General features: G+C 69.1%; 26 protein-coding genes. 18 read left to right on the forward strand and 8 right to left on the reverse strand.

Going from position 1 to position 26,723, the window contains the following annotated elements; genetic code table 11:
* Positions 1–28: 28 nt before the first annotated feature.
* Positions 29–649: a ParA family protein gene (locus tag ABL843_RS25995; protein WP_126025567.1), complete on the reverse strand. Its 621-nt coding sequence runs from the start codon at positions 647–649 to the stop codon at positions 29–31.
* A gap of 100 nt (positions 650–749) precedes the next feature.
* Between ABL843_RS25995 and ABL843_RS26000 the strand changes: the two genes are divergently transcribed.
* Together ABL843_RS26000 and kefC are read left to right on the forward strand one after the other, a co-directional pair.
* Positions 750–1,502 (forward strand): NAD(P)H-dependent oxidoreductase, encoded by a 753-nt coding sequence (locus ABL843_RS26000; protein ID WP_418117826.1) that lies wholly within the window; start codon positions 750–752, stop codon positions 1,500–1,502.
* On the forward strand, positions 1,503–3,383 hold the full coding sequence (gene kefC / locus ABL843_RS26005; protein WP_418117827.1) for a glutathione-regulated potassium-efflux system protein KefC: 1,881 nt from the start codon (positions 1,503–1,505) through the stop codon (positions 3,381–3,383). It abuts the gene before it with no gap.
* Between the two features lie 10 nt (positions 3,384–3,393).
* On the opposite strand, the gene ABL843_RS26010 is transcribed toward kefC, so the two are convergent.
* Both ABL843_RS26010 and ABL843_RS26015 read right to left on the reverse strand, forming a co-directional pair.
* Complete coding sequence (locus tag ABL843_RS26010) at positions 3,394–4,344, reverse strand: succinylglutamate desuccinylase (protein WP_418117828.1); 951 nt, start codon at positions 4,342–4,344, stop codon at positions 3,394–3,396.
* A gap of 7 nt (positions 4,345–4,351) precedes the next feature.
* A complete protein-coding gene (locus ABL843_RS26015) occupies positions 4,352–5,347 on the reverse strand; it encodes a Bug family tripartite tricarboxylate transporter substrate binding protein (protein WP_184640709.1) in 996 nt (331 codons plus the stop codon).
* A gap of 116 nt (positions 5,348–5,463) precedes the next feature.
* Here ABL843_RS26015 and ABL843_RS26020 point away from each other — a divergent pair, with 116 nt between their 5' ends.
* On the forward strand, positions 5,464–6,360 hold the full coding sequence (locus ABL843_RS26020) for a MurR/RpiR family transcriptional regulator (protein ID WP_369660877.1): 897 nt from the start codon (positions 5,464–5,466) through the stop codon (positions 6,358–6,360).
* Here the strand turns inward: ABL843_RS26020 and ABL843_RS26025 are convergent.
* Entirely contained in the window at positions 6,349–7,245 is an 897-nt protein-coding gene (locus ABL843_RS26025) for an amidohydrolase family protein (RefSeq protein ID WP_369660876.1), read from the reverse strand. The two genes, ABL843_RS26020 and ABL843_RS26025, sit on opposite strands and share 12 nt — an antisense overlap.
* A 103-nt stretch (positions 7,246–7,348) precedes the next feature.
* On the opposite strand from ABL843_RS26025, the gene ABL843_RS26030 reads away from it, so the two are divergent.
* The 10 genes from ABL843_RS26030 to ABL843_RS26075 are packed head-to-tail and all read left to right on the forward strand — an operon-like array spanning position 7,349 to position 19,696.
* Complete coding sequence (locus ABL843_RS26030) at positions 7,349–8,122, forward strand: crotonase/enoyl-CoA hydratase family protein (RefSeq protein WP_418117829.1); 774 nt, start codon at positions 7,349–7,351, stop codon at positions 8,120–8,122.
* Complete coding sequence (locus tag ABL843_RS26035; RefSeq protein WP_418117830.1) at positions 8,119–9,978, forward strand: feruloyl-CoA synthase; 1,860 nt, start codon at positions 8,119–8,121, stop codon at positions 9,976–9,978. The genes ABL843_RS26030 and ABL843_RS26035 overlap by 4 nt, the downstream gene beginning before the upstream one ends.
* Before the next feature lie 32 nt (positions 9,979–10,010).
* Entirely contained in the window at positions 10,011–10,775 is a 765-nt protein-coding gene (locus ABL843_RS26040; protein ID WP_418117831.1) for an SDR family NAD(P)-dependent oxidoreductase, read from the forward strand.
* A 60-nt stretch (positions 10,776–10,835) separates the two neighbouring features.
* Positions 10,836–11,972: an ABC transporter substrate-binding protein gene (locus ABL843_RS26045; protein WP_184640715.1), complete on the forward strand. Its 1,137-nt coding sequence runs from the start codon at positions 10,836–10,838 to the stop codon at positions 11,970–11,972.
* Positions 11,973–12,003: 31 nt separating this feature from the next.
* On the forward strand, positions 12,004–13,044 hold the full coding sequence (locus ABL843_RS26050) for a branched-chain amino acid ABC transporter permease (RefSeq protein WP_184640716.1): 1,041 nt from the start codon (positions 12,004–12,006) through the stop codon (positions 13,042–13,044).
* A gap of 1 nt (position 13,045) precedes the next feature.
* On the forward strand, positions 13,046–14,857 hold the full coding sequence (locus ABL843_RS26055) for an ABC transporter permease subunit (protein WP_184640717.1): 1,812 nt from the start codon (positions 13,046–13,048) through the stop codon (positions 14,855–14,857).
* Position 14,858: 1 nt separating this feature from the next.
* Complete coding sequence (locus tag ABL843_RS26060) at positions 14,859–15,593, forward strand: ABC transporter ATP-binding protein (protein WP_418117832.1); 735 nt, start codon at positions 14,859–14,861, stop codon at positions 15,591–15,593.
* 45 nt (positions 15,594–15,638) lie between these two features.
* Positions 15,639–17,384, forward strand: coding sequence for a tannase/feruloyl esterase family alpha/beta hydrolase (locus ABL843_RS26065; protein ID WP_418117833.1), 1,746 nt, complete (start codon positions 15,639–15,641; stop codon positions 17,382–17,384).
* A 25-nt stretch (positions 17,385–17,409) separates the two neighbouring features.
* Positions 17,410–19,158 (forward strand): acyl-CoA dehydrogenase family protein, encoded by a 1,749-nt coding sequence (locus ABL843_RS26070; RefSeq protein ID WP_418117834.1) that lies wholly within the window; start codon positions 17,410–17,412, stop codon positions 19,156–19,158.
* A 46-nt stretch (positions 19,159–19,204) separates the two neighbouring features.
* Entirely contained in the window at positions 19,205–19,696 is a 492-nt protein-coding gene (locus tag ABL843_RS26075; protein WP_369660870.1) for a MarR family winged helix-turn-helix transcriptional regulator, read from the forward strand.
* A gap of 15 nt (positions 19,697–19,711) precedes the next feature.
* Here the strand turns inward: ABL843_RS26075 and ABL843_RS26080 are convergent, their stop codons facing one another.
* Entirely contained in the window at positions 19,712–20,365 is a 654-nt protein-coding gene (locus ABL843_RS26080) for a TetR/AcrR family transcriptional regulator (RefSeq protein WP_126025581.1), read from the reverse strand.
* 131 nt (positions 20,366–20,496) lie between these two features.
* Between ABL843_RS26080 and ABL843_RS26085 the strand changes: the two genes are divergently transcribed.
* The 5 genes from ABL843_RS26085 to ABL843_RS26105 all read left to right on the forward strand — a co-directional run bounded on the left by ABL843_RS26085 (position 20,497) and on the right by ABL843_RS26105 (position 23,872).
* A complete protein-coding gene (locus tag ABL843_RS26085) occupies positions 20,497–20,934 on the forward strand; it encodes a VOC family protein (RefSeq protein WP_418117835.1) in 438 nt (145 codons plus the stop codon).
* 40 nt (positions 20,935–20,974) lie between these two features.
* Positions 20,975–21,502 carry an SRPBCC family protein gene (locus tag ABL843_RS26090; RefSeq protein ID WP_418117837.1) on the forward strand — a complete coding sequence of 176 codons (528 nt, stop codon included), beginning with the start codon at positions 20,975–20,977 and terminating at the stop codon, positions 21,500–21,502.
* An 18-nt stretch (positions 21,503–21,520) separates the two neighbouring features.
* Positions 21,521–21,940 carry a VOC family protein gene (locus tag ABL843_RS26095; RefSeq protein WP_007833153.1) on the forward strand — a complete coding sequence of 140 codons (420 nt, stop codon included), beginning with the start codon at positions 21,521–21,523 and terminating at the stop codon, positions 21,938–21,940.
* Positions 21,941–21,975: 35 nt separating this feature from the next.
* Positions 21,976–23,442 (forward strand): DHA2 family efflux MFS transporter permease subunit, encoded by a 1,467-nt coding sequence (locus ABL843_RS26100; RefSeq protein WP_418117838.1) that lies wholly within the window; start codon positions 21,976–21,978, stop codon positions 23,440–23,442.
* A gap of 70 nt (positions 23,443–23,512) precedes the next feature.
* Positions 23,513–23,872 carry a DUF1428 domain-containing protein gene (locus tag ABL843_RS26105; RefSeq protein ID WP_126025586.1) on the forward strand — a complete coding sequence of 120 codons (360 nt, stop codon included), beginning with the start codon at positions 23,513–23,515 and terminating at the stop codon, positions 23,870–23,872.
* 118 nt (positions 23,873–23,990) lie between these two features.
* Here ABL843_RS26105 and ABL843_RS26110 read toward each other — a convergent pair whose 3' ends face one another.
* The 3 genes from ABL843_RS26110 to ABL843_RS26120 form a co-directional block, all read right to left on the reverse strand.
* Positions 23,991–24,749 (reverse strand): sulfite exporter TauE/SafE family protein, encoded by a 759-nt coding sequence (locus ABL843_RS26110; protein WP_126025587.1) that lies wholly within the window; start codon positions 24,747–24,749, stop codon positions 23,991–23,993.
* A 113-nt stretch (positions 24,750–24,862) separates the two neighbouring features.
* Positions 24,863–25,699, reverse strand: a complete 837-nt coding sequence (locus tag ABL843_RS26115; RefSeq protein WP_369660865.1) for an intradiol ring-cleavage dioxygenase — start codon at positions 25,697–25,699, stop codon at positions 24,863–24,865.
* Between the two features lie 189 nt (positions 25,700–25,888).
* A complete protein-coding gene (locus ABL843_RS26120) occupies positions 25,889–26,590 on the reverse strand; it encodes a methyltransferase family protein (RefSeq protein ID WP_206169584.1) in 702 nt (233 codons plus the stop codon).
* Positions 26,591–26,723 lie beyond the last annotated feature (133 nt).

The raw sequence follows: 26,723 nt of genomic DNA on the forward strand, positions 1-26,723 counted from the left end.
GGTAAACCGGGAGCAGGCAGCACGCCGTTCAGGCGTCGAGCCATTCGCAGATCGGCTGCCACTGCTCCAGGTCGCGCTGCACGCGCCCGGGTGCGATGTCGAACAGCGTGAGCCCGCGCGCGGCCAGTTGCACGTAGTTCTGCGTGTCGCGCAGCTCGCCGATCACCGGCACGCCAAGCCCCGCGATGAACTCGTGGAGCCGGTCGGCCGCCAGCGTGCGGGCGTTCACCCGCATGCCGACGAGGCCGATCTTCGTCTTCTCGGCGCGGCGGTTCTCCAGCAGCCGGTCGAGGAAATCGCGCGTGGCGTAGATGTCGAAGATGCTGGGCTGCAGCGGCACGATCACCCGGTCGGCCAGCGCCAGCACTTCCTTGAAGCGCCAGCCGTGCAGGCCGGCGGGCGTGTCGAGCACCGCGTGCGTGGTGCCGCGCGGCGGGCGCACCACGGTGCTTTCGCCGGTGGCTTCCCAGGTGGAGATCGGCCGGGCCATCGGCGGGCGCAGGCCCAGCCACAGGCGTGAGGATTGCTGGCGGTCCACGTCGCCCAGCATCACGGCATGGCCGCGGCTTGCGAAGTAGCCCGCGACGTTCGTCGCGATCGTCGACTTGCCCACGCCCCCCTTGGGATTGGCGACCAGAACCACCGGCATAAAAGCACTCCTCCAGAACGGCAACAGCGCAAATGGTAGTCGCTGAGCGTTTTTGCCCGGCGAAACGCCTTGCAGCGTGCTCTTGAGATATGTTCGCGGGATGACGACAACAACACCGACGGGAACTCCCGCCGAGGGCACCGAAACCGGCTCCGGCGGCATCTATGTGCTGGCCGCGCACCCCCACTGGCGCGACTCGCGCGTCAACCGCCGCATGCTCGCAGCCGCGCGCGGCGTGCCGGGGGTCGACGTCAACGACCTCTACGGCAGCTACCCCGATTTCGCCATCGACGTCGAGGCCGAGCAGGCCCGGCTCGCCAGGGCCAGCCTGGTGGTGCTGGTGCATCCGATCCAGTGGTACTCGATGCCCGCGCTGCAGAAGCTCTGGCTCGACGACGTGCTCGCCTACGGCTGGGCCTACGGCCCCGGCGGCACCGCCCTGCAGGGCAAGGACCTCTGGCTGGTCGCAACCACCGGCAGCCCCGAGGCCAGCTACCACCCGCAGAACTACCACCGCTATTTCTTCGACGCCTTCCTGCCGCCCTACGAGCAGACCGCCGCGCTGTGCGGCATGCGCTTTTTGCCGCCGATGATCTTCTACGGCGCGCGCAGCGCCGGCGAGGCGGCGGTGAAGGCCCACGTCGACACCTTCGCCCAGCGGCTGGGCAGCTATCCCGACTGGCCGGAGATCGAGGAGATCGACGCCTGCATCGCCTGCCCCGTGCCCGAGAGCGACCGGCCTGCCGACAACGACGAGGTCGGCAAGGTAGTCTCCGACGCATTCCGCGCGGCAATGACCCATGGGCTGGCCACCACCACAGCCTCCACTGGCGGAAACGGGAAGGCGGCCTGAATGGAACACGCACCCGCCTGGCTGACCAACAGCCTGATCTACCTGAGCGCCGCCGTGCTGGTGGTGCCGCTGTCGAAGGCCCTCGGACTGGGCTCGATCATCGGCTACCTCGTGGCCGGCATCGCCATCGGGCCCTGGGGGCTGGGGCTGGTCTCCAGCGTCGAGGACGTGCTGCATTTCGCCGAGTTCGGCGTGGTGCTGATGCTCTTCCTGGTGGGCCTGGAGCTCGAACCCAAGCGCCTGTGGAACCTGCGCCGGCCCATCTTCGGCTGGGGCACGGCGCAGGTGCTGAGCTGCGCGGCCGTGCTGTTCGCGGTCGGCTGCGCCGTGGGCGCCAGCTGGCGCGTGGCGCTGGTGGCGGCGCTGGGCCTGGCGCTCTCTTCCACCGCCATCGCGCTGCAGGTGTTCGGCGAGCGCAACCTGCTGAAGACGCCCAGCGGGCAGGCCGGCTTCTCGATCCTGCTGTTCCAGGACGTGGCGGCCATTCCGATCCTCGCGCTGCTGCCGCTGCTGGCCGGCGCCACCGCGGCAGAGCAGTCGATGACCGGGCTGGAGCGCGCGCTGGAGGCAGCGAAGATCATCGGCGTGATCGGCGGCATCATCCTCGGCGGCCGGCTGCTGCTGCGGCCCATCCTGCGCTGGATCGCGCGCAGCGACACGCCCGAGATCTTCACCGCCGCCGCCCTGCTGCTGGTGGTGGCCATCGCGGCGCTGATGCAGCTGGTGGGCCTGTCGATGGCGCTGGGCGCCTTCCTCGCCGGCGTGCTGCTGGCCGAGAGCGAATACCGGCGCGAACTCGAGACCGACATCGAGCCCTTCAAGGGCCTGCTGCTGGGCCTCTTCTTCATCGCGGTGGGCATGTCGATCAACTTCGGCGTGCTGATCGCGAGCCCGTGGATCATGGCGATGCTGGTGGTCGGCTTCATGGTCGTCAAGCTGGTGGTGATCTACGCGCTCGCCAAGGCCATGGGCATCGCCTACCAGGAGCGGCCGGTGTTCACGCTGCTGCTCGCGCAGGGCGGCGAATTCGCCTTCGTGGTGTTCCAGGCGGCGGGCCCCGACGTGCTGCCGCCCGAGGTCACCTCGCTGCTGATCGGCGCGGTGGCGCTGTCGATGCTGCTGTCGCCGCTTCTGCTGGTGCTGCTCGACCGGTTCGTGCTGCCGCGCTACAGCCGCAACACGGGCACGAAGCTCGAAGAGATCTCGGAGCAGCAGGACGCCAAGGTGCTGATCTGCGGCTTCGGCCGCTACGGCCAGATCGTCGGGCGCATGCTGATGTCGCAGGGCCTGCGCGTGACGGTGCTCGACCACGACGCCGACACCGTCGAAGGCCTGCGGCAGTTCGGCTTCCGCGTGTTCTACGGCGACGCGACGCGGCTCGACCTGCTGCGCACCGCAGGCGCGGGCACGGCCAAGGTGATCGTGGTGGCGGTGGACGACATCGAGCAGTCGCTCGAAATCGTCGACCTCGTGAAGGAGAACTTCCCGCAGGCGCGCATCATCGCGCGGGCGCGCAACGTGACGCACCTGTTCCAGCTGCGCGACCGCGGCGTGACGGAGGTGGAGCGCGAGGTGTTCGAGTCCTCGCTGCGCAGCGCGCGCTCGACGCTGGAGGCGCTGGGCTGGCCGGCGCACGAGGCGCGCGAATCGGCGATGCGCTTCCGCCGCCGCAACATCGAGCTCAGCAACGAGATCTACCCGCACTACAAAGACCGCGCCAAGCTGATCGCCGCCAACAAGGCCGGCCGCCAGCAGTTCGAGGAGCAGATGGCGCGCGAGCGCGAGGAGCGCCAGCGGCGGCTCGGGCGCGACTGGGGCAAGCTCGACGACGAGGAAGTGGCGGCGCCGGAAGCCGAGCCGGAATCGCAGTCCGCGCCCTGAACAGGCGCAGCTAGATCGGCACCGTCAGGTACACGCCCTCGCGCCCCACCAGCGGCGCGCGCGTGGGCATGAAGATCGTGCAGTCGTCGCAGGGCGAGCGGATCTCCTGGCCCGCGTCGGTCGCGATCAGCTCCCCCTTGCTGAAGACTTCGAAGCCCAGCACCGGTCGAGCGAAGGCGAAGCTCTCGGTCTTCACCATGTGCACTTCGAGCAGCCGGAAGCGCCGCGCCGGCGCCTTCCGTTCGGCGCCCGGCGGCGGCTCGACCAGCCCCAGGTGCGCGAGGAAGCGCAGCGTCACGTCGGTCGCCAGTTCGGCCGCCGCCCGGCTGAAATGCTGGCCGCATTCCACGACCACCGCGCCGCCGTCGACGCCCTCCTCGCCATGGCGGCCGTAGGCCGTCACGCCCGTGCCCGGAGCGCCACCCACCGGCATCACCAGGTGCACCAGCGGATTGCCGATGGCCAGCGCCAGCCCGGCGTTGCGCTCGAACTCCGGGTATACCCAGAAGGGCTGCACCGGTGCGCGGGTCGAATGGATGTCGAGCACGTAGTCGGCCGCGTCCAGCACCGGCCGCAGCTCGCGCGCGCGGCGCAGTTCGGGGCTGTCCTCGCTGCCATCGAGCATGGCCTTCGACCAGATGCGGTTGAGGTTGTGCACCAGCTGGCGGTTCTCGTAAGGCAGCGTGATGTCGAAGGCGTTGTAGGCCTCCACATTCGCGAAGCTCACGGTGAGCGAGCCGGTCTTCGGCCGCACGCCGGTGTCCAGCAGGTGCGTGGCGGCGACCATGCCGCAGATCTCGTTGCCGTGGGTCAGCGCGTTGACCAGCACGTGCGGCCCCGGTCGGCCCGACTCGAAGCGGTGCACGTAGTCGATGCCTGTGTTTCCCTGCCGGTAGGCTGAGATGTCGCGCGGCAGCACTTCCAGCGGCGCCGTGTCGGGCGCGAAAGATGGCTCTGTCATGCGGCGCTCACTCGCCGCGGATGCCGGCGCGCTTGACCAGGTCGCCGTAGACCGCGAGGCGCTCCGACATCATGGCGGTGAACTGCGCGGGCGATTGCGCCTCCGGCGGCAGCGAGCCGCGCGACTGCAGCGCCTCGACCATCGAGGGCTGGTCGGCCACCGAGCGCACGGCCTTGTGCAGCGCCTCGACGATCTCGGGTGGCGTCTTCGCGGGCGCGGCCAGGCCGATCCACGAAGTGGTGTTGAGCACCGGATAGCCTAGCTCCGCGAAGGTCGGGATGTCGGGTAGCGCCGCCACGCGCGTGGGCGCGGCCACGGCGAGTGCACGCAGCTTGCCCGACTGGATCAGCGGCAGGAAGGGCGCAAGGTTGTCGAGGCCGAACTGCACTTCGTTCGAGATCAGCGCGGTGACCAGGGGGCCGCCGCCGCGATACGGCACGTGCGTGGCGTTGAGCTGCAGCTGCGACTTCATCAGCTCCACGTTGAGCTGCCCCATGCTGCCCGGGCCGGCGCTGCAGAAGTTGAGCTCGCCGGGGCGCGACTTCACCAGCGCGATGAATTCCTTGAAGTTCTTCGCGGGCACCGCCGGATTGACCAGCAGCACGTTGATCGAGCGCGCGAGCTGGCTGATCGAGGCGAAGTCCTTGATCGGGTCGTAGCCCGGGTTGGGCTGGGTCAGCGGATTGGCCAGGTGCGAGCTCTGCGACGAAGCGACCAGCGTGTAGCCGTCGGGCTTGGCGCGCGCCACCTGCGCGCTGGCGATGGAGCCGCCTGCACCGGCGCGGTTGTCGATGACCACCGGCGTACCCAGCGCCTTCGCCAGCGGATCGGCGTACAGCCGCGCGATCAGGTCCACCGAACCGCCCGCCGGGAACGGCACCACCAGCGTGACCGGCCGCGAGGGCCAGGCCTGCGCGTGCGCCGCCAGAGGCAGCACCGATGCGAGGCCGGCGGCGAGGAGCTCGCGGCGGCGCAGTGCCGCGGCGGTGAAGAGGGATTCCATGGGGCGTCCTGTCGTGCAATAGAAAGTGCGCGCATTGTTGCAAGATGATTTCATTTTTGCAATGACCATTGCAAAATCGGGTGTAACAGCGCTGCGCGTGCAGAATGCCCCCGACCATGAACCTGAACCAACGCATCGCGGGCTACGGCAGGAAGCTCACCCGGAGCGAGCAGCGCCTGATCGACGAACTGCAGACGCGCTACCCGCAGGGCCTCCTCGAATCTGCAACGAGCCTTGCAAAGAAGGTGGGCACCAGCGCCTCGACCGTGGTGCGGCTGCTGGCCAAGCTGGGCTATCCCAGCTACGCCGACGCACAGATCGAGGCGCGCTCGGAGGTGACCGCGCGGCTGTCGTCGCCGGCCACGCGTGCGGACGCCGTCATCGCCGACGACGCCTCGGTGCGCAGCTGCCTGGACAACGCGCTGCTGCACGACCAGCACAACCTGGCCTCGACCTTCGCGGCGCTCGACGTCGCGGCCTTCGAGGGCGCGGTGCGGCTGCTCACGCAGCGCAGGACGCGCGTGCACGTGACCGGCCAGAGGCATGCCGCCGCGCTGGCCGGCCACCTCTCGCTGCACCTGAACATGTGCCTGCCCGACGTTCGCCCGATGAACGGCGGCGGCCCGTTGCTCCTGGAAGACCAGCTGCTGTGGATCGGCGAGAACGACGTGCTGCTGGCCCTCACCTTCAGGCGCCACGGGCTCGCCACCGCGCGCGCGGTCAGGTACTTCAGGGAGAAGGGGGCGAAGGTCATCGTCATCACAGACGGCCCGTCGGTCGCTGCGGCCTCAGCGGCCGACCATGTGATGCTGGTGCGCACGTCGAGCGCGTCGCCCTTCGATTCGTACACGGCGGCGCTGTCGCTGTGCAACGCGCTGGTTACCGCCGTCGTGCAGCGGCGCAAGAAGGAGCTCGGCGCAGCGCTCGAACGTGGCGATGCCCTGTGGGAGCAGCACTGGAACGACACGGCCGCGCCGGCCGGCCGTTCGCACAAGGCGGCTTCAGCCGGCTGACGGCGCGGGAGCGGCCGGCGCGGCATCGAGCCGCAGCAGCCGCATCGCGTTGCCCTTGAGGATGCCGGGCATCACCTCGGGCTTGAAGCCCGCGTTCTCGAAGTCGCGCATCCAGCGGTCCGGCGTGATCAGCGGGTAGTCGCTGCCGAAGAGCACGCGGTCCTTCAGGAGCGTGTTGGCGTACTGAACGAGCTGCTTCGGAAAGTACTTGGGGCTCCAGCCCGACAGGTCGATCCACACGTTGGGCTTGTGCGTGGCCACGCTCAGCGCCTCGTCCTGCCAGGGGAAGCTGGGGTGCGCCATGACGATCTGCATGTCGGGGAAGTCGATGGCCACGTCGTCCAGGTGCATCGGGTTGCTGTACTCCAGCCGCAGGCCGCCGCCGCAGCGCATGCCAGAACCGATGCCGCTGTGGCCGGTGTGGAAGATGGCCGGCAGGCCGTATTCGGCGATGACCTCGTAGATGGGCCAGGCCATGCGGTCGTAGGGGTGGTAGCCCTGCACCGTGGGATGGAACTTGAAGCCCTTCACGCCGTGCTCCTCAATGAGCCGGCGCGCCTCGCGCGCGCCCATCTTTCCCTTGTGCGGATCGACGCTGCCGAAGGCGATCATGATGTCGCTGTTGTTCCTCGCGGCCTCGGCGATCTCCTCGTTCGGGATGCGGCGGCGGCCCATGTTCGATTCGGCGTCGACCATGAACATCACCAGGCCGATCTTCCTTTCGCGGTAGTACGCCACGCTCTCGGCAATGGTGGGCCGGCCGCTGGAGCCGAAGTACTTGTCGGCCGCGCGGTCGTATTCCTCGCCATAGTTGTCGAACGGGTTCCAGCAGCTGACTTCTGCGTGGGTGTGGATGTCGATCGCGATCAGGTTCTGATGGTCCATGCGCTGTCTCCTGTACGGGTAAATCCCTAGTCTCTGGGGGCTTCAAATTCCTTGAATTGATTATTTCCCATAACCATAATTCGACGCAACCCCGGACCCCATCATGACCAATCCAGACCTCCAACTCGACATCCGCGACGAAGTCGCCATCGTCCGCCTGACGCGCGGCTCCAAGCGCAACGCGCTGTCCGACGGACTGATCCTCGCGCTGCGCGACACCTTCGAGAAGCTGCCTTCCACCGTGCGCGCCGCGGTGATCGACGGCGAGGGTCCGCACTTCTGCGCCGGCCTCGACCTGAGCGAGCTGAAGGAGCGCGACGCCGGCCAGGGCATGCAGCACTCGCGCATGTGGCACGCCGCGCTCGACCTGATCCAGCACGGCCCGGTGCCGGTGATCGCCGCGCTGCACGGCGCGGTGGTCGGCGGCGGGCTCGAATTGGCAAGCGCCTGCCACATCCGCGTGGCCGACCGCACCACCTTCTACGCGCTGCCCGAGGGCTCGCGCGGCATCTTCGTGGGCGGCGGCGGCTCGGTGCGCATCCCCAAGCTGATCGGCGTGGCCCGCATGACCGACATGATGATGACCGGCCGCGTCTACAACGCCGAGGACGGCGAGCGCGCCAACTTCGCGCAGTACCTCGTCGACGAGGGCACCGCCTTCGACAAGGCCTTCGAGCTCGCCAGGCGCGTAGCCACCAACGCCCCGCTCACCAACTACGCGCTGATGCACGCGCTGCCGCGCATCGCCGAGCAGTCGGCCGACCATGGCTTCTTCACCGAGGCGCTGATCTCCGGCATCACGCAGGCCGCGCCCGAGGCCAAGCAGCGCGTTCGCGACTTCCTCGAAGGACGCGGCGCGAAAGTGAGCAAGGGATGAGCGCCCCCGCCGTCCGCTACCGCCCGCTGGTCTTCGGCATCACCCGCGCGGTGCTGCGCGACGGCGCGCCGGGCACGCAGTACCTGAGCGCCGAAACGCCGCTCGCCCCCTACCGCGAACGCATGACCGACCGCCTCGCCCACTGGGCAGAGCGCACGCCCGACCGCACCTTCATCGCCCGCCGCGAACGGCTGGCCGACGGCAGCACCGGCGACTGGCTGCGCGTGAGCTACGCGCAGGCGCTGGAGGAAGCACGCGGTATCGGACAGGCACTGCTGGAGCGCGGCCTGAGCGCCGAGCGCCCGGTCGCGATCCTCAGCGAGAACGGCATCGAGCACGCGCTGATGGCGCTGGGCTGCCTCTACGCCGGGGTGCCCTATTGCCCCGTCTCGCCCCCCTACTCGGTGGTGAGCCAGGACTTCGAAAAGCTGCGCCACGTCTTCGACACCCTCACGCCCGGCCTCGTCTTCGCGAGCGACGCGGCGCGCTTCGCCAAGGCCATCGCCGCCGTGGTGCCCACCGGCACAGAGGTCGTGCTGGCCGAGGGCAGCCTCGAGGACCGGCCCGTCACCGCGTTCAGCGCCCTCGCCTCCACGCCGGCCACGAGCGCCATCGACGAGGCGATGCGCGCCACCGGCCCCGACACCATCACCAAGTTCCTCTTCACCTCGGGCTCGACCAAGATGCCCAAGGCCGTGATCAACACGCACCGCATGTGGTGCGCCAACCAGCAGCAGCTGCGCCAGTCGATACCCGCCCTGGGCGACGAGCCGCCCGTGCTGGTCGACTGGCTGCCCTGGAACCACACCTTCGGCGGCAACCACAACGTGGGCATCGTGCTGGACAACGGCGGCACGCTCTACATCGACGACGGCAAGCCCACGCCCGCCGGCATGGCCGAGACGCTGCGCAACCTGCGCGAGATCGCGCCCACCATCTACTTCAACGTGCCCACCGGCTTCGAGGCCATCGCGCAGGCGATGGAAACCGACGAGGTGCTGCGCCGCAACCTGCTGTCGCGCGTGAAGATGTTCTTCTACTCGGGCGCGGCGCTCTCGCAGCCGGTGTGGGACAGCCTGCACCGCACTCAGGAGTCGGAAGTCGGCGAGCGCATCGTGATGGGCACGGGCCTGGGCATGACCGAATCGGGCCCCTTCGCGCTCTACGTGACCGGCCCCGACGTGAAGTCGGGCGACGTGGGCCTGCCTGCGCCGGGCATCGAGCTCAAGCTGATCGAGGTCGACGGCAAGACCGAGGTGCGCTACCGCGGCCCCAACATCACTCCCGGCTACTGGCGCGCGCCCGAGGCCACGGCCGAGGCCTTCGACGAGGAAGGCTTCTTTTCCACTGGCGACGCGGTGAAGTGGATCGACGAGGGCAACATCCATCGCGGCCTGCGCTTCGATGGCCGCATCGCCGAAGACTTCAAGCTCGCCACCGGCACCTTCGTGAGCGTGGGCCCGATGCGCGCGAAGATCATCGCGGCCGGCGCGCCCTACGTGCAGGACGCGGTGCTGACCGGCATCAACCTGAAGGAAGTGGGCGCGCTCATCTTCCCGACGCAGAAGGTGCGCGAGCTCGCCGGCCTGCCGGCCGGCGCCACCATGCGCGAGGTGCTGGAAAGCGCACCCGTGCAGGCGCACTTCCAGCAGGTGGTCGACACGCTGGCCGCCGCCGCCACCGGCAGCGCCAACCGCATCGCGCGGCTGCACCTGATGGCCGAGCCGCCTTCCATCGACAGGGGCGAGGTCACCGACAAGGGCTCCATCAACCAGCGCTCCGTGCTCAAGCACCGCGCCGCGCTGGCCGATGCGATGCACGACGGCAGCCTGCCGTTCACCCTGAAGCCACGCTGAGCCTTTCCACACTTTTTCTGGAGACAAGACAAATGAAGATCGAAGGACAAGCCGCACTGGTCACCGGCGGCGCATCGGGCCTGGGGGAAGCCACCGCGCGCGAGCTCGCGCGGCTGGGCGCGAAGGTCGCGGTGCTCGACCGCAACGGCGAATTGGCCGAGAAGGTCGCAGCCGAGATCGGCGGCATCGCCTGCGCCTGCGACATCACCGACACCGACAGCGTGAACGCCGCGCTCGACAAGGCCGAGGCCGCGCACGGCCCCGCGCGCATCCTGATGAATGTGGCCGGCATCGGCAGCGCCAAGCGCATCGTCGGCAAGGACGGCAGCCCCGCGCCGCTGGAAGACTTCGTGCGCGTGGTCAACATCAACCTGATCGGCGGCTACAACATGGCGCGCCTGTTCGCCGCGCGCTGCGCGAAGCTCGCGGCCCTGGACAACGGCGAGAAGGGTGTGATGCTCTTCACCGCCTCGGTCGCCGCCTTCGACGGGCAGGTGGGCCAGCAGGCCTACAGCGCCTCCAAGGGCGGGCTGGTCGGCATGACGCTGCCGATGGCGCGCGACCTCGCGCAGCACGCCATCCGCGTGTGCACGGTGGCGCCGGGCATCTTCGCCACGCCGCTGCTGCTGGAGCTGCCCGAGCCGGTGCAGCAGTCGCTGGCTGCCTCCATCCCCTTCCCGCCGCGTCTGGGCAAGCCCTCGGAGTTCGCCGAGCTGGCCTGCCACATCGTCACCAACGGCCACCTCAACGGCGAGGTGATCCGCATCGACGGCGCGCTGCGCATGGCGCCGCGCTGAGGCCCTTCCTTCTTTTTCGCGTTCGTTCCGCCCGCTTCACAACGTACCCAGGAGACACCGATGACCTTCAAGAAGACCACCCTCGCCGCCATGCTGGCGCTCATGGCCATGGGCCTCGCCCATGCCGACATCACCGTGGGCGTGGTGCAGCCGCTCACCGGCCCGGCCTCGGGCCTGGGCATTCCGGTGAAGAACGGCATCGCCATCTGGCCGAAGACCATCGCGGGCGAGACGCTCAAGGTGGTGGTGCTCGACGACGCCACCGACCCGACCACCGGCGTGAAGGACGCGCAGCGCCTGGTCACCGAGGACAAGGCAGACATCATCATCGGCTCCAGCGCCACGCCCGTCGCCATCCCGATGGCCGACGTCACGGCCGAGTCGGGCACGCCGCAGCTGTCGACCGCGCCGGCCGGCCTGCCGCCGGGCAAGGACAAGTGGTTCTTCCGCCTGCCTCAGTCGAACGACGTGATGGCCTACGCGGTGGTCGCGCACATGAAGAAGCAGAACGTGAAGACGGTCGGCTTCCTCGGCTACACCGACGCCTACGGCGAACTGTGGCTCAAGGCGCTGACGGCCGAGGCCGCCAAGAACGGCATCAAGATCGTCGCCACCGAGCGCTTCGCGCGCGCCGACACCAGCGTGACCGGCCAGGTGCTCAAGCTCACCTCGGCCAATCCCGACGCGATCCTGATCGTGGCTTCGGGCAGCGGCGCCGGCATGCCGCAGAAGGCGGTGATGGAGCGCGGCTACAAGGGCAAGGTCTACCAGACGCACGCCGCCGCCACGCAGGACCTGATGCGCACCGCGGGCAAGGACGCCGAGGGGACCTTCGTGGTCTCGGGCCCCGCCACCGTGGCCGAGCAGCTGCCCGACAGCCATCCCTCGAAGGCCGCCGCCGTCGCCTTCGTGCAGGGCTACGAGAAGGCCTACGGCCCCGGCTCGCGCAACCAGTTCGCCGGCCACGCGGCCGACGCGCTCACGGTGCTCGAGAAGGCCGTGCCGGTCGCGCTCAAGAAGGCCAAGCCCGGCACGCCCGAGTTCCGCGCCGCGCTGCGCGACGCGCTCGAGGGCATGGGCCGCACGGTGCTCGCGCACGGCGTGCTGAACTGGACGGCGCAGGACCACTGGGGCTACACGACCGAGACCGGCGTGATGCTCAAGGTGGTGAACGGCGCGTTCAAGGTCGAGCAGTAATCCCCTTCTTCAGCCGCATCGAACACACGCCATGGATCTCTCGATCGCCAGCATCCTGACGCTGGACGGCCTCACCAATGGCGCGATCTATGCCCTGCTGGGCATGGGCATCGTGCTCGTCTTCACGGTGACCCGCGTCATCTTCATTCCGCAGGGCGAATTCGTGGCGTACGGCGCGCTGACGCTGGCGATCTTCCAGACCGGCAAGACGCCGGGCACGGTGTGGCTGCTGCTCATCCTGGCCGGCGTCGCGGCGCTGATGGACCTGGTCACCACCTGGCGCCACAACGGCAGCGCGGCGGCCGGGCTGAAGGCTGCCTTGCGCACGCTCGCGGCACCCGCCGTCATCTGCGCGATCTCGGCCTGGGCCGGCCCGCGCAACCTGCCGATCGGCGTGCAGGCGCTGCTCACGGTGTTCATCGTCACGGCGTTCGGGCCACTGGTTTACCGCGTGGCCTACCAGTCGCTGGCGGGTGCGAGCTCGCTGGTGCTGCTGATCGTCTCGGTGGGCGTGCACTTCGCGATGACCGGGCTGGGCCTGCTCTTCTTCGGCGCGGAGGGTTTCCGCAACCCGCCGTTCTGGGACGAGCGCATGGCGCTCGGGCCTCTCAACGTGAGCGGGCAGGCGCTCATCATCTTCGGCATGTCGGCCGCGCTGATCGTGCTGCTGTACCTGTTCTTCGAGCGCAGCCTGTACGGCAAGGCGCTGCGCGCCACCGCCGTGAACCGGCTGGGCGCTCGGCTCATGGGCATCTCCACCCAGGCGGCCGGGCAGCTCACCTTCGCGATGGCGGCGCTGATCGGCGCGCTCTCGGGCCTGCTGATCGGTCCGACCACCACGGTGTTCTACGACTCGGGCTTCCTCATCGGCCTGAAAGGCTTCGTGGCCGGCGTGATCGCAGGCCTGGCGAGCTACCCCGGCGCGCTCGTCGGCGCGCTGGCCGTGGGCGTGATCGAGTCCTTCGGCTCCTTCTGGGCCAGTTCGTTCAAGGAAGTGATCGTGTTCACCATCATCCTGCCGGTGCTGCTGTGGCGCTCGCTGAAAAGCGGCCATTCGGACGAGGAACATTGACATGGAAGCACTCCTGAATCCCTCGACGGCCCATGCGCCCGACAAGAGCGCGCTGCGCACCTGGGGCCCGCTCGCGCTGGTGCTGGTGCTCATCGCGCTGCCGCTGCTGCCGCTGCCCGACTTCTGGATCATCCAGCTCAACTACGTCGGCATCTACACGCTGCCGGTGCTGGGCCTGGTGCTGCTCACCGGCGTGGGGGGCCTCACCTCCTTCGGGCAGGCGGCCTTCGTGGGCATCGGCGCGTACACCACCGCCTACCTCACGGTGAACACCGGCCTGTCGCCATGGGTCACGCTCTTCATCGGCATGGCGCTCACGGGCATCAGCGCGGCGATCATCGGCGCGATCACGCTGCGCATGTCGGGGCACTACCTGCCGCTGGCCACCATCGCGTGGGCGCTGTCGCTCTACTACCTCATGGGCAACCTGGAGGCGCTGGGCAAGTACGACGGCATCCTCGGCGTGAAGGGCCTCACGGTGTTCGGCTTCGAGATCGGCCAGCAGCGCATGTTCTATGCGGTGGTGTGGATCTTCGCGCTGCTCGCGGCCTTCGCGGTGATCCGCCTGCTCGACTCGCGAAGCGGCCGCGCCATCCGCGCGCTGGCCGGCGGCTCGCAGATGGCCGAGGCCATGGGCGTGAACACGCTGCGCTTCAAGATCGGCATCTTCGTACTCGCCGCCCTCTTCGCATCGGTCTCGGGCTGGCTCTTCGCGCACTTCCAGCGCACGGTGAACCCGTCGCCCTTCGGGCTGAAGATGGGCATCGAGTACCTGTTCATGGCAGTGCTCGGCGGCGCGGCCCATGTGTGGGGCGCGATTGCCGGCGCGGGCGTGGTCAAGCAGCTCGAAGACCAGCTGCAGGTGCTGCTGCCCAAGCTGATCGGCACGGCCGGCAGCTACGAGCTGATCGTCTTCGGCATCATGATCGTGCTGGTGCTCAAGTACCTGCCCGACGGGCTCTGGGCCTTCGTCGACCGCCGCCTGCCGCGCCCGCGCCGCGCGGTCGACTGGCGCGATGCCGGCGACCTGCCCGCGCGCGCCAGGCCGGCAGCCGGCGAGGTGGTGCTCGACGTGCGCGCCATCCGCAAGACCTTCGGCGGACTGGTGGCGGTGAACGACATCAGCTTCCAGACGCGCGCGGGCCAGATCGTCGGCCTGATCGGGCCGAACGGCGCGGGCAAGTCGACCACCTTCAACCTGATCACCGGCGTGCTCGGGCTCTCGGGCGGCGCGGTGAGCTTCCGCGGCGAGGCCATCGGCGGGCTGGGCGCGCGGCAGATCGCGCAGCGCGGCGTGTCGCGCACCTTCCAGCACGTGAAGATGGTGGCCGACATGACGGTGCTGGAGAACGTGGCGCTGGGCGCGCACCTGCGCGGGCGCAAGGGCGCCGTCGCCGCCATGCTGCGCATCGACCGCGCAGAAGAGCGCGCGCTGTTCCGCGAGGCCGAGCGCCAGCTGCAGCGCGTGGGCATGGGCGACTACCTGCACGAGCTCGCGGGCAACCTCGCGATGGGCCAGCAGCGCCTGCTGGAAATCGCGCGCGCCCTGTGCGCCGACCCCGCCCTGCTGCTGCTCGACGAACCCGCCGCCGGCCTGCGGCACAAGGAGAAGGAAGCGCTGGGCAAGGTGCTGCGCCAGCTGCGCGGCGAGGGCATGAGCATCCTGCTGGTCGAGCACGACATGGGACTGGTGATGGACATCTGCGATCACATCGTGGTGATGGAATTCGGCACGCACCTGATGGAGGGCACGCCCGCCGAGGTGCAGGCGAGCGACAAGGTGCGCGCTGCGTATCTGGGAACGGAGCACTGACATGACATCTCCATTGCTCCGCATCCGCGGCCTGCACGCCGGCTACGGCCGCGCCGAGGTGCTGCACGGCATCGACCTGCAGGCCGGCCAGGGCAGCGTGGTCACGGTGATCGGCCCGAACGGCGCGGGCAAGTCCACGCTGCTGAATTCGCTGATGGGCGTGCTGCCCTCCAAAGGCACCATCGAGTTCAAGGGTCAGCCGGTCAACGGGCTGTCGCTGGAGGAGCGCGTGATGCTCGGCATTGCGCTCGTGCCCGAGAAGCGCGAACTGTTCGGCACCATGCCGGTGGAAGACAACCTCGTGCTCGGCGCCTTCCGCCAGGTGCGGCTGCGCAACCGCCAGTGGCGCGACCGCATCGACGAGGTCTACACGCTGTTCCCGCGCCTGAAGGAGCGCCGCGCGCAGCTGGCCGGCACGCTCTCGGGCGGCGAGCGGCAGATGCTGGCAGTGGGCCGCGCGCTGATGTCGCGCCCCACGCTTCTGATGCTCGACGAGCCCAGCCTCGGGCTCGCGCCGCTGGTGGTGCAGGAGATCTTCCGCACCGTAAAGGCCCTGCGCGCCACCGGCGTGACCATCCTGCTGGTGGAGCAGAACGCGCGCGCCGCGCTCGAGGTGGCGGACCACGGCTACGTGCTCGAGATGGGCAGCGTAAGCCTCGAAGGCGAGGCGAAGAAGCTGGCCGTCGACTCGCGCGTGATCGACACCTACCTGGGCGCCGCGAAAAAGGCCGCCTGAGCCGACGACAACGCCGTGCCCGCGCGGCAGCAAGGAGACGACCGCATGAAGAAGCCACCACGCCGCTTCCACCCTGCCCTGTGCGCGACCGCGCTCGGCGCCGCCGCGCTGCTCGCGGCCTGCGCGAGCTGGTCCACCGCGCCTCCGGCGCCTCATGCGCCGCTGGCCGCCGCGCGCCCCGGCACGCTGCAGGCCTGCACCGACCTCGCGGCCCGCGCGGTGCTGCCCGGCACCATCTACACATCGGCCACCGAGGTGGCGGCCGGCACCGTCACGGTCGGCGGCGTCCCGATGGCTGCGCCTGCGCACTGCCTCGTGCAGGGCCGCATGAACGAGCGCACCAGCCCCGTCGATGGCCAGCGCTATGCCATCGGCTTCGAGATGCGGCTGCCGGTCGCCTGGAATGGCCGCTTCTTCTACCAGGCCAACGGCGGGCTCGACGGTGTAGTGGTGCCCGCGCTTGGCGGCATCGGCGGCGGCGGGCCGCGCAGCAGCGCGCTGCAGATGGGCTTCGCGGTCATCAGCTCCGACGCCGGCCATGCGGGCTCGATGGGCCCGCGCTTCGGACTCGACCCGCAGGCGCGGCTCGACTACGGCTACAACGCCGTAGCGCAGCTCACGCCGATGGCCAAGAACCTGATCGCCAAGGCCTACGGACGCGGGCCCGACCGCTCGTACATCGGCGGCTGCTCCAACGGCGGCCGGCATGCGATGGTGGCGGCCGTGCGCTCGGCCGGCCAGTACGACGGCGTGCTCGCGGGCGACCCCGGCTTCAACCTGCCGAAGGCGGCGGTGGCGCAGCTCTACGGCGCGCAGCAGTACGCGGCGGTGGCCAGCGCGAAGACGCCCGCGGGCCAGCCCGACCTGCAGAGCGCCTTCACGCCTGCCGAGCTGAAGCTGGTGGCCGACAAGGTGCTGCAGCGCTGCGATGCACTCGACGGCATTGCCGACGGCATCGTGTCGGACGTCAACGCCTGCCGCACGCGCTTCGACATCCAGCGCGACGTGCCGACCTGCGCCGCCGGCACGCGCGACGCCATGTGCCTGAGCGCGCCGCAGAAGAACGCGCTCGCCAACGTGTTCAAGGGCGCGCGCAACAGCGCGGGCCAGCCGATCTACAGCGGCTTTCCGTTCGACGCGGGCGTGAGCGGCGCCAACTGGCGCGAATGGAAATTCGCGAGCCCGCCGACGCGCGACGCAGGCGCGGTCGGCTTCATCTTCAGCACGCCGCCGCTGGCCGACCGGCCGCAGGGCCTGCCCTTCGCGCTGGGCTTCGACATGGACCGCGACGCGCCGCGCATCGCCGCCACCGACGGCGTGTTCCGCGAGTCGGCGCTGTCGTTCATGACGCCGCCCGACGCGGCCAACCTGGGCGCGCTGCGCGAGCGCGGCGGCCGCATGATCGTCTACCACGGCACCAGCGACCCGGTGTTCTCGTCCGACGACACCCAAGCTTGGTACGAGCGCGTGCGCGCCGCGAACGGCGGCGATGCCTCCTCGTTCGCGCGCTACTTCCCGGTGCCCGGCATGAACCACTGCGCGGGCGGTCCGGCCACCGACCAGTTCGACATGCTCAGCGCGCTGGTCGACTGGGTCGAGCAGGGCAAGGCGCCCGCATCCGTTACCGCCTCGGCACGCGGCGCGGGCACGCCGGTGCCGAATGCCGAAGTGCCTGCCGGCTGGGCCGCGCAACGCACGCGGCCGCTGTGCCCCTATCCGCAGGTCGCCACCTACACAGGCGGCGACGCCGAGCGCGCAGGCAGCTTCGCTTGCAAGCTGCCCACGCCCTGATATCTAGCCAGTTACCGAGCCTCCGATGGATTACCAGCCCCGCCCCGATGACGTCCGCTTCCTGCTGAACGCGGTGCTCGATGCGCCCGCGCGCCTTGCCGCGCTCGCGCCCTTTGCCGAAGTCGACGAGGCGCTGCACTCGCAGGTGCTCGAGGAGGCCGGGCGCTTCGTCGGCGAAGTGGTCGCGCCGATCAACCGGGCCGGCGATGAAACGGGCTGCAGTTTTTCCAATGGCGAAGTCACCTCGCCGCCTGGCTTTCGCGAGGCGTACCAGGCCTTCGTCGACGGCGGCTGGCCCGCGCTCTCGGCCGCGCCGGAAGACGGCGGCCAGGGCCTGCCGGCGGTGCTCGAAGCGGTGCTCTACGAGTGGCTGGCCGCCGCCAACCACGGCCTCACGATGGCGCCCGGTCTGCTGCACGGCGCGTACGCCTGCCTCAAGCACCACGGCAGCGACGAGCTGAAGCAGCGCTACCTGCAGAAGATCGCCACCGGCGAATGGCTCGCCACCATGTGCCTCACCGAGGCGCACGCGGGCAGCGACCTGGGACAGGTGCGCACGCGCGCCGTGCCGCAGGCCGACGGAAGCCTGCGGGTGAGCGGCAGCAAGATCTTCATCTCCGGCGGCGAGCACGACCTGACGCCGAACATCGTCCACCTTGTGCTGTGCCGCCTGCCCGATGCGCCGGCCGGCCCCAAGGGCCTGTCGCTGGCGCTGGTACCCAGGCTGCTGCCCGACGGCACGCGCAACGCGGTGCACTGCGAGCGCATCGAGGAAAAGATGGGCCTGCACGGCAGCCCCACCTGCAGCATGCGCTTCGACGACGCCACCGGCTGGCTGGTCGGCGAGCCCGGCCGTGGGCTGGCCGCCATGTTCGTGATGATGAATTCGGCGCGCCTGCACGTGGCCCTGCAGGGCATCGGCCTGCTCGACGCGGCCTGGCAGAAAGCCGACGCCTACGCGGCGGAGCGCCGCCAGATGCGCGCGCCGGGCCCGGTGCCCGCGAGCCGCGGCGGCGAGAGTGCCGACCTGATCGCCGAGCACCCGGCGGTGCGCCGCATCCTCGACACGCAGCGCGCCTGGATCGACGGGGCGCGCACCATCGCCTACCGCAGCGCGCTGATGCTCGACGTGGCCGCGCACGACGCCGACCCCAAGGCCCGCGAGCGCGCGCAGCGCTGGTGCTCGCTGGTCACGCCGGTGCTCAAGACCGCGTGCACGCACCAGGCCTTCCACGGCGCGAGCGAATGCCTGCAGGTGTTCGGCGGCCACGGCTACGTGCGCGAATGGGGCATCGAGCAGATCGTGCGCGACTCGCGCGTGACGATGATCTACGAGGGCACCAACGAGATCCAGGCCATCGACCTGCTCGTGCGCAAGGTGCTGCCCGACGGCGGCGCCGCCATGTCGGCCGTGCTGCTGGAGCTGCGCGACACGCTGGACGCCTCCCGCGAGGCCGATGCCGACGTGCAGCGCCGGCTGGCGCAGCTGCGCTACCTGGGCACCACCGTGGCCATGGCTGCGCATGCCGACCCGGCGCTGCCGTACGAGGTGGCCGACGACTACCTGCGCTCGACCATGCTCGCGATGCTGGCGTGGGCCTGGGCACGCATCGAGACGGCCTCGCCCGGCGACGCGGAGAAGGCGCGCGTGGCGGCCGCCTTCAGGCGCTGGGTGCTGCCTGAATTCGAGATGCGGATGGGCATCGTCAAGAAGGCCTGCGAAACAGTGGCGCTGACCCATGCGGCCGCGCCCGGTGGCGGTGTCTCCAACTAGCCACTCCGGGCGTTCGCGGGCGTCCGGGCGGGGTTACGCTCGGGCCATGGCCTCCACCCCGAAATCCGCTCCCGCCAAAGGCGAGCAGGCCGCGGCGCCGCAAGGCAAGCCGGACCGGCTCGATGCGCGCATGCTCGAAACCCTGGTCGGCTACAACGCCCGCCGAGCCTGGCTGATCGTCAGCGCCTTCTTCGCGGAGCGCATGGCGCCCTACGGGCTCAAGCAGATCGATTTCTCGGTACTGTCGCTGCTGGCGCACAACCCCGGCGCCACTTCGCGGCAGCTGTGCAACGCGCTGGACATCCTGCCGCCGAACCTCGTGAGCCTGGTGGCGACGCTCGACAGCCGGGGATTGATAGAACGCCGCCCTCATCCGCATGACGGCCGCGCGGTCGGGCTGCATCTCACGGCGGCCGGAGAGGCGCTGATCCGCGAGGCGGAGCAGACCGTGATCCAGCTGGAAGCCGATGCCAGCGCCAAGCTCACGGCGCGGGAGCGCGAGACGCTGATACGGCTGCTGCAGAAGATCTATCTGTAGCAGCGGTCGCGGGCTTCACAGGCCCCGCTCGACCATGTCGATCAGCTGCTGGCCCAGCTTGTAGGCCGCTTCGGGCGGGATCTCGCGCAGCGGCCCGTCGATGATGAGCAGCGCCAGCCCGTGCACCGCGCTCCACGCGCAGTACTCGGCGTTCGGGCGCCGCGCCGCATCGAGCACGCCGGCATCCACCAGCCGGTCGATGGCCTTGCCCAGCAACTGGAACGGATCGAGCCCGCTCTCGCCGGCCTTGCCTGGGCCGAGTTCGCCGCGGCCCTCGTCGGAGATCACGAAGGCCGTGCGGAACAGGCCCGGCTCGGCCTGGGCGAAGCGCAGGTAGGCGGTGCCGATGGCGCGCACCTGCCCGCGCGCGAAGTCGGCGGGGGGCTGGTCGCAGGGCTGGGCCGCCAGTTCTTTTTCCATCGCCTGCGCCGCCGCGGCCAGCGCTGCCTCGCGCACCGCGAGCAGCAGTTCCTGCCGGCTTTCGAAGTGCCGGTAGGCCGCGTTGGGCACCACGCCGACGCGCCGGGTGGCCTCGCGCAACACGACCGCGTCGGGACCGCCGTCGCGGGCCAGTTCGATGCCTGCTTCCAGCAGCGCCCGGCGCAGATCGCCGTGGCGATACGTGCTGCGGGCGGGCGGCAGGCTCTCGGGGACGTTGTTGAGCTTCATCGCTTCTCCATGTGGACACTGTCCATTATCTCTGCTATTCTTTGTGGACGGTGTACACAAAGTAATCCGATTGTTTGCGGCCCGAGACACCGGGGGCCTCCGAGTCACCTCTTCAGTCCAAAGGAATCGTCATGAAAGTCCAGTCGTATCTCTCATTCGAAGGCCGCTGCGACGAAGCGCTCGGCTTCTACAGGAAGGCGCTCGGCGCCGAAGTCACCCAGCTCATGCGCTACAAGGAAGCACCCGCGGGCGACCCTTCGGAGAATGCCGAAGCCGGCTGCGCCGGCGGCACGCCCGATGCCGAGAAAGTGATGCACGCAGTGTTCCGCATCGGCGAGACCGAGCTGATGGCCTCCGACGGCCGCTGCTCGGGCCAGCCGAAGTTCGAGGGCGTGATGCTCGCCCTCACCGCCAGCACCGACGCCGAAGCCGTCAAGTGGTTCGACGCGCTGGCCGAAGGCGGACAGATCATGCAGCCGCTGATCCCGACCTTCTTCACCTCCAAGTTCGGCATGCTGACCGACCGCTTCGGCGTGGGCTGGCTGCTGGTCGTCGCACAGCCTGCCTGATCGCACCCGCCCGCGCCGCCAATCTCCCGGAAGCCCCGCCATGCTCAAGAAAATCGCCCTCGTCATCGTGCTCGCGATCGCCGCGATGCTGATCTTCGCGGCCACCCGGCCCGACACTTTCCGCGTCGAGCGCACCGCGCGCATCGAGGCGCCGGCCGAGAAGATCTTTCCGCTGATCGACGACTTCCACCGCTGGGGCGCCTGGTCGCCCTACGAGAAGCTCGACCCCGCCATGAAGCGCAGCTTCGGCGGCAGCGCGAGCGGCAAGGGCGCGACCTATGCCTGGGAAGGCAACGACAAGGCCGGCGCGGGCCGCATGGAGATCGTCGAGTCGGCGCCTTCGTCGAAGGTCGCGATCAAGCTCGACTTCATCAAGCCCTTCGAAGGCCACAACACGGCCGAATTCACGCTGCAGCCCCAGGGCAATGCGACGCAGGTCACCTGGGCCATGTACGGCCCGAGCCCCTACGTCGCCAAGCTCATGGGCATCTTCTTCAACATGGACCAGATGATCGGCAAGGACTTCGAGACGGGCCTTGCCAACCTGAAGGCCGCCACCGAAAAGTAATTCCCGAAAGGAAAAATCATGCCCCACATCCACGCCTACCTCACCTTCGACGGCAACGCAGCCGAGGCCATGCGCTTCTACGAGAAGACGCTGGGCGGCACCATGCAGATGATGATGACCGTCGGCGAAGCGCCCGACACCGAGCAGTTCCCGCCCGAGGCGAAGAAGCGCATCATGCATGCCTCGCTCGCCTACGGCCAGGGCATCCTCATGGCCTCCGACTCCATGCCTGGCCAACCGTACGAAGGCATGAAGGGCTTCGGCGTCGCGCTGACCATCGAGACCGTGGCCGAGGCCCGCCGCGTGTTCGACGCCTTCGCCGAGGGCGGCCATGTCGGCATGCCCTTCGAGAAGACCTTCTGGGTCGAAGGCTTCGGCATGGTGACCGACCGCTTCGGCACTCCGTGGCTCATCAACGGCGGCAAGCCGCTGGTCTGAGCCGCTTCCTGTCCACTCCAAGAAACCCGCTTCCCATGACCAACCAACTCGACAGCCGCAAGCGCTGGCTCGCATTGATGGTGCTGTGCCTCGGCGTACTGATGATCGTGCTCGACACCACCATCGTGAACGTGGCGCTGCCCTCGATCCGTACCGACCTGGGCTTCACCGAGACCTCGCTGGTCTGGGTGGTGAACGCCTACATGCTGACCTTCGGCGGCTTCCTACTGCTGGGCGGCCGGCTGGGCGACCTGTACGGCCACCGTCGCGTGTTCCTCGCGGGCCTGGTGCTTTTCACGCTGGCATCGCTGGCCTGCGGGGTCTCGACCTCGCAGGGCCTGCTGGTGGCGGCGCGCGCGGTGCAGGGCCTGGGCGGCGCGGTGGTGTCGGCCGTGTCGCTCTCGCTCATCATGAATCTCTTCACCGAGCCGGCCGACCGCGCAAAGGCGATGGGCGTGTACGGCTTCGTGTGCGCCGGCGGCGGCAGCATCGGCGTGCTGCTCGGCGGCCTGCTCACCAGCACGCTGAGCTGGCACTGGATCTTCCTGGTCAACCTGCCCATCGGCATCGCGGTGTACGCGCTGTGCGTGGCGCTGCTGCCCAGCGCGCGCGGCCATGCGCACGGCGAGAAGCTCGACGTGGCCGGCGCCATCACCGTCACGCTCTCGCTGATGCTCGCTGTGTACGGCGTGGTCAACGGCAACGAGGCCGGCTGGGGCTCCACCCAGACGCTCGGCCTGCTCGGCGCCGCCGTGGTGCTGCTGGCGATCTTCATCGCCATCGAATCGCGGGTGCAGCATCCGCTGATGCCGCTGGGCCTGTTCAAGCTGCGCAGCGTGTCGGTGGCCAACGTGGTCGGCGTGCTGTGGGCCGCGGCCATGTTCGCGTGGTTCTTCATCTCGGCGCTCTACATGCAGCTGGTGCTGAACTACACGCCAATGCAGATCGGCCTGGCCTTCCTGCCGGCCAACATCATCATGGCGGTGTTCTCGCTGGGCCTCTCGGCGAAGATCGTGATGCGCTTCGGCATCCGCAAGCCGTTGGCCGCCGGGTTGTGGCTCGCGGCCATCGGGCTGGCGCTGTTCGCGCGCGCGCCGGTCAACGGCAGCTTCGTGGTCGACGTGCTGCCCGGCATGATGCTGCTGGGCCTGGGGGCGGGCATGGCCTTCAACCCGGTGCTGCTGGCCGCGATGAGCGAGGTGAGCCCTTCCGATTCCGGCCTGGCCTCGGGCGTGGTCAACACCTCGTTCATGATGGGCGGCGCGCTGGGCCTGGCCGTGCTGGCCAGCGCGGCGGCCGCGCGCACCGCGTCGATGGAGGCCGCCGGCGCGCAGATGCCGCTGGCGCTCACGGGCGGCTACAACCTCGCGTTCCTCGTCGGCGCCGTGTTCGCGGCGGTGGCGGGTCTGCTCGGTGCCTTGCTGCTTCGCTCCGCCATGCCGGGGCAGATGCAGAACAACGAAGAAACAGCGGCACCCCAGGGAACGGCGGCATCGCAATGAGCGGCAACGTGCCATGCAGCCGCCGGTCTTCTTTCTTCAACGGTTCCACAGACTCTTCAGGAGAACAAACATGGCTCGCTATGTAGACGGCTTCATCATCGCCATCCCCACGGCCAACGTCGAGGCCTATCGCAAGCTGGCGCGCAAGGCCGGCAAGGTGTGGATGGAGTACGGCGCGCTCGAATACGTGGAGTGCATCGCCGACGACGTGAAGCCGGGCAAGCTCACTTCATTTCCGCAGAGCGTGAAGCAGAAGCCCGACGAGACCGTCGCTTTCTCGTGGATCGTCTACAAGTCGCGCAAGCACCGCGACACGGTCAACGCGAAGGTGATGGCAGACCCGCGCATCGCCGGGATGGACCCCAAGTCCATGCCCTTCGACGGCAAGCGCATGATCTTCGGCGGCTTCAAATCCATCGTCGAGTTCTAGGCTCGCTCCCAGGCTTCGCGCACTTCGTGTCGCTACGCCACCCCCTACCGGGGGCAACACCTGCGGCCCGGCAAAGCCGGTTCCGCGGTGTTCGCGAAAAGGCCTCGCTTCGCCGGCCTCAGGCCAGGAAGCCGTCATAGACGAGCTTGAGGCCGGTCAGAAACATCCCGAGATAGACGAAGCGATAGAACCACGTCGCATCGATGCGCCGCGCGATGCGGATGCCGACCCACACGCCGAAGGGCGCGATCGGCATCAGCACCAGCGAGGTGGCCAGCGTGCGGAAGTCGAGCAGGCCGAGCCACGCGTAGGGAATCCACTTGCTGAGATTCACCACGAAGAAGAAGTAGGCCATGGTGGCCGTGAAGATCACCGGCGAGAGCCGCAGCGGAATCACGTAGGCGTTGATCGGCGGCCCGCCCGCGTGGGCGATGAAGCTGGTGAAGCCCGATACCGTGGTCAGCACCGCGCCGACGCCGCGCGAGGGCAGCGGATCGTCGGGCTTCGGCGGAAACAGCAGGCGCTGCGCCAGAAAGAGCAGCGTGAACACGCCGACGATGCCCGCCACAGTGTGTGCCGAGAGCATGCGAAACAGCAGCGTGCCGATCACCGTGCCCAGCAGCCCGAAGGGAATCAGGAACTTCAGCAGCGAGCGGTCGAAGTCGCGCCGGAACGCGGCAAGGCCCAGCACGTCCATCAGCAGCAACAGCGGCATCAGGATCGCCGCCGCCTGCGGCACGGTGACGGCCAGCGCCATCATCGGCACCGCCAGCGAGCCGAAGCCCGCGCCGAAGCCGCTCTTGCTGATGCCGAGCAGGAGCACGGCGGGAATGGCGACCGCGTAGAAGTACGGGTCGGTGATCAGGGGAAAAGCCATGGAGGGAGGAAGCAGCCGCACAAGCCCCGCCATCGCGGCGGGCCTGCCGAGCGTAGCAGGACGGTGCCGGCCGCGCCCGCCAGGGGACTACTCCGTCCGCTGCAGAACAGCCGCTATCCCTGCTTCAGCGGATTGAGCACGAAGTCGAAGTCGAGCCGCCAGCGGCCGTTGTCCTGCTTCGTCCAAGGCGCGACCAGCGACTGGCGCACCGCGAACACGGCATCCGAGTCGAGGTACTCATCGCCCTCGCGGAACACGTGCGTGATGAGCCGCTCGTAGCCCGGCGCCTCGATCTTGAAATGCAGGTGCGCGGGCCGCCACGGATGGCGCTTCGTCGCGCGCAGCAGGTCGCCCACCGGCCCGTCGACCGGGATCGGGTACGCCACCGCCACCACGCTGCGGAAGTGCAGCGAGCCGTCGGGCCCCGTGCGCAGCGTGCCCCGGTTCTCCGCGTGGTCGAGTCCCGCGTGCTGCACGTCGTAGTGCCCGCCCGCATCGGCCTGCCAAACATCGACGACCGCATTCGCCACCGGCTCGCCGCCGAGACCGCGCACCGTGGCGAACACGTCGCAGGGCTCGCCCTCGGCGCCGTTGGCCACGTCGTCGCCATGCTCGTACTCGGGCGCGCCATCGAAATAGAAGGGGCCGAACACGGTGGCCTCCGTGCAGCCGGCCGGCTTGTCGTTGTTCATCGCGATGGTGAGCATCGAGAGCCCCAGCACGTCCGACAGCAGGATGAACTCCTGCCGCTTGTCGTCGCACTTCCGGCCCGTGGCCGTGAGGTACTGGATGCCCTGGAACCACTCGTCCTCGGTGAGCTTCACCTCGCGCGCGAAGGCGTGCAGGTGCTGCACCAGGCTGGTCAAGATCTCGCGCAAGCGCGGATCAGGCGTGTCGGCGAAGCGCGCGAGCACGGCCTGCGTGATGTTGTCCTGGTTGAGGTTGCGCATCGTGGCTGTCTCCAAGTTGTCCGGTCGAACTTCGACTTCGCCAGACTGTAGGCCGCTCGCCGCGCCGGTTGAAGCACCCCGGGCGCAAATGATTTTTCCGTGCAGCGGAAAGGTCGTTCGCCCTGTGGCGGCGTTCCGTCTGCGGCTGGCTGGCTATCGGGGAGACGCGCTCACCGCTTCCGGCCGCTGTCACCACAGGCCGGGGAGCAACCTCCAGCGCACGCGACCGGCATAGTCCGCGTACCCGGAAAGCTCTGCCTGCAACAGGCGATCTTCCCAGGAGGTTCGCAGTACCAGCAACGCCGAAGCGAGCGCGGCGGGCAGGAGCGCCCACAGCGAGCCCAGCGCGAGCGCCATGCCGAAGAACAGTGCGAGCGCCGCGGCATACCCCGGATGCCGGATGAACCGGTAAGGCCCCACATCGATCACGCACTGATGGCGCTCCGACTGGATTCGAACGCCGGGCTCGAAGAAAGGATTCACGGCCTGTGCCCAAGCGGTCATTGCGATCCCGGCGAGCAACGCGACGTGCCCCACCACCATGACCCAGGCCGGCACTGGTGACCACTGATAGCGCCCGGCATCGAGCGCCGCGACGGGAAGAATCGCCACCATCGCGGGCAGGATGACCGCAAGCAGCGCCTTGTCCCAGTCTTTCGTCCCCGGCTGGAAGCGACTGCGTGCACGATAGATCATCGGGTTGACTCGCGCGAGCACCAGCGCCGAGACACCGAACCCAAGAAGCAGCACTGCAAGGAACACCCACCCAGGTCGCCAGCCGATGGAGCCTGCGGGCAGGAAGATCAGGACGAGCAAGGCCAGCGGCAGGCCGATCGCATAGGCGATCGCTGCAGGCGGTGAGATCGATGGCGGTTGCCTGGGGGCTTCCATGACTGGTGCTCCTTCCGGGGTCATCCGATCTGGCGCGCTTCTTCGTCATTGCGCTGCCGCGCGCGAGCCGATGACGTGCGTTGCGGGTCTCGATGATGTGGTCATCATGCCGGATCAGGCATGTCAATTTTCT

The organism is Variovorax sp. 350MFTsu5.1, assembly GCF_048302515.1.
Lineage (GTDB): Bacteria > Pseudomonadota > Gammaproteobacteria > Burkholderiales > Burkholderiaceae_C > Variovorax > Variovorax guangxiensis.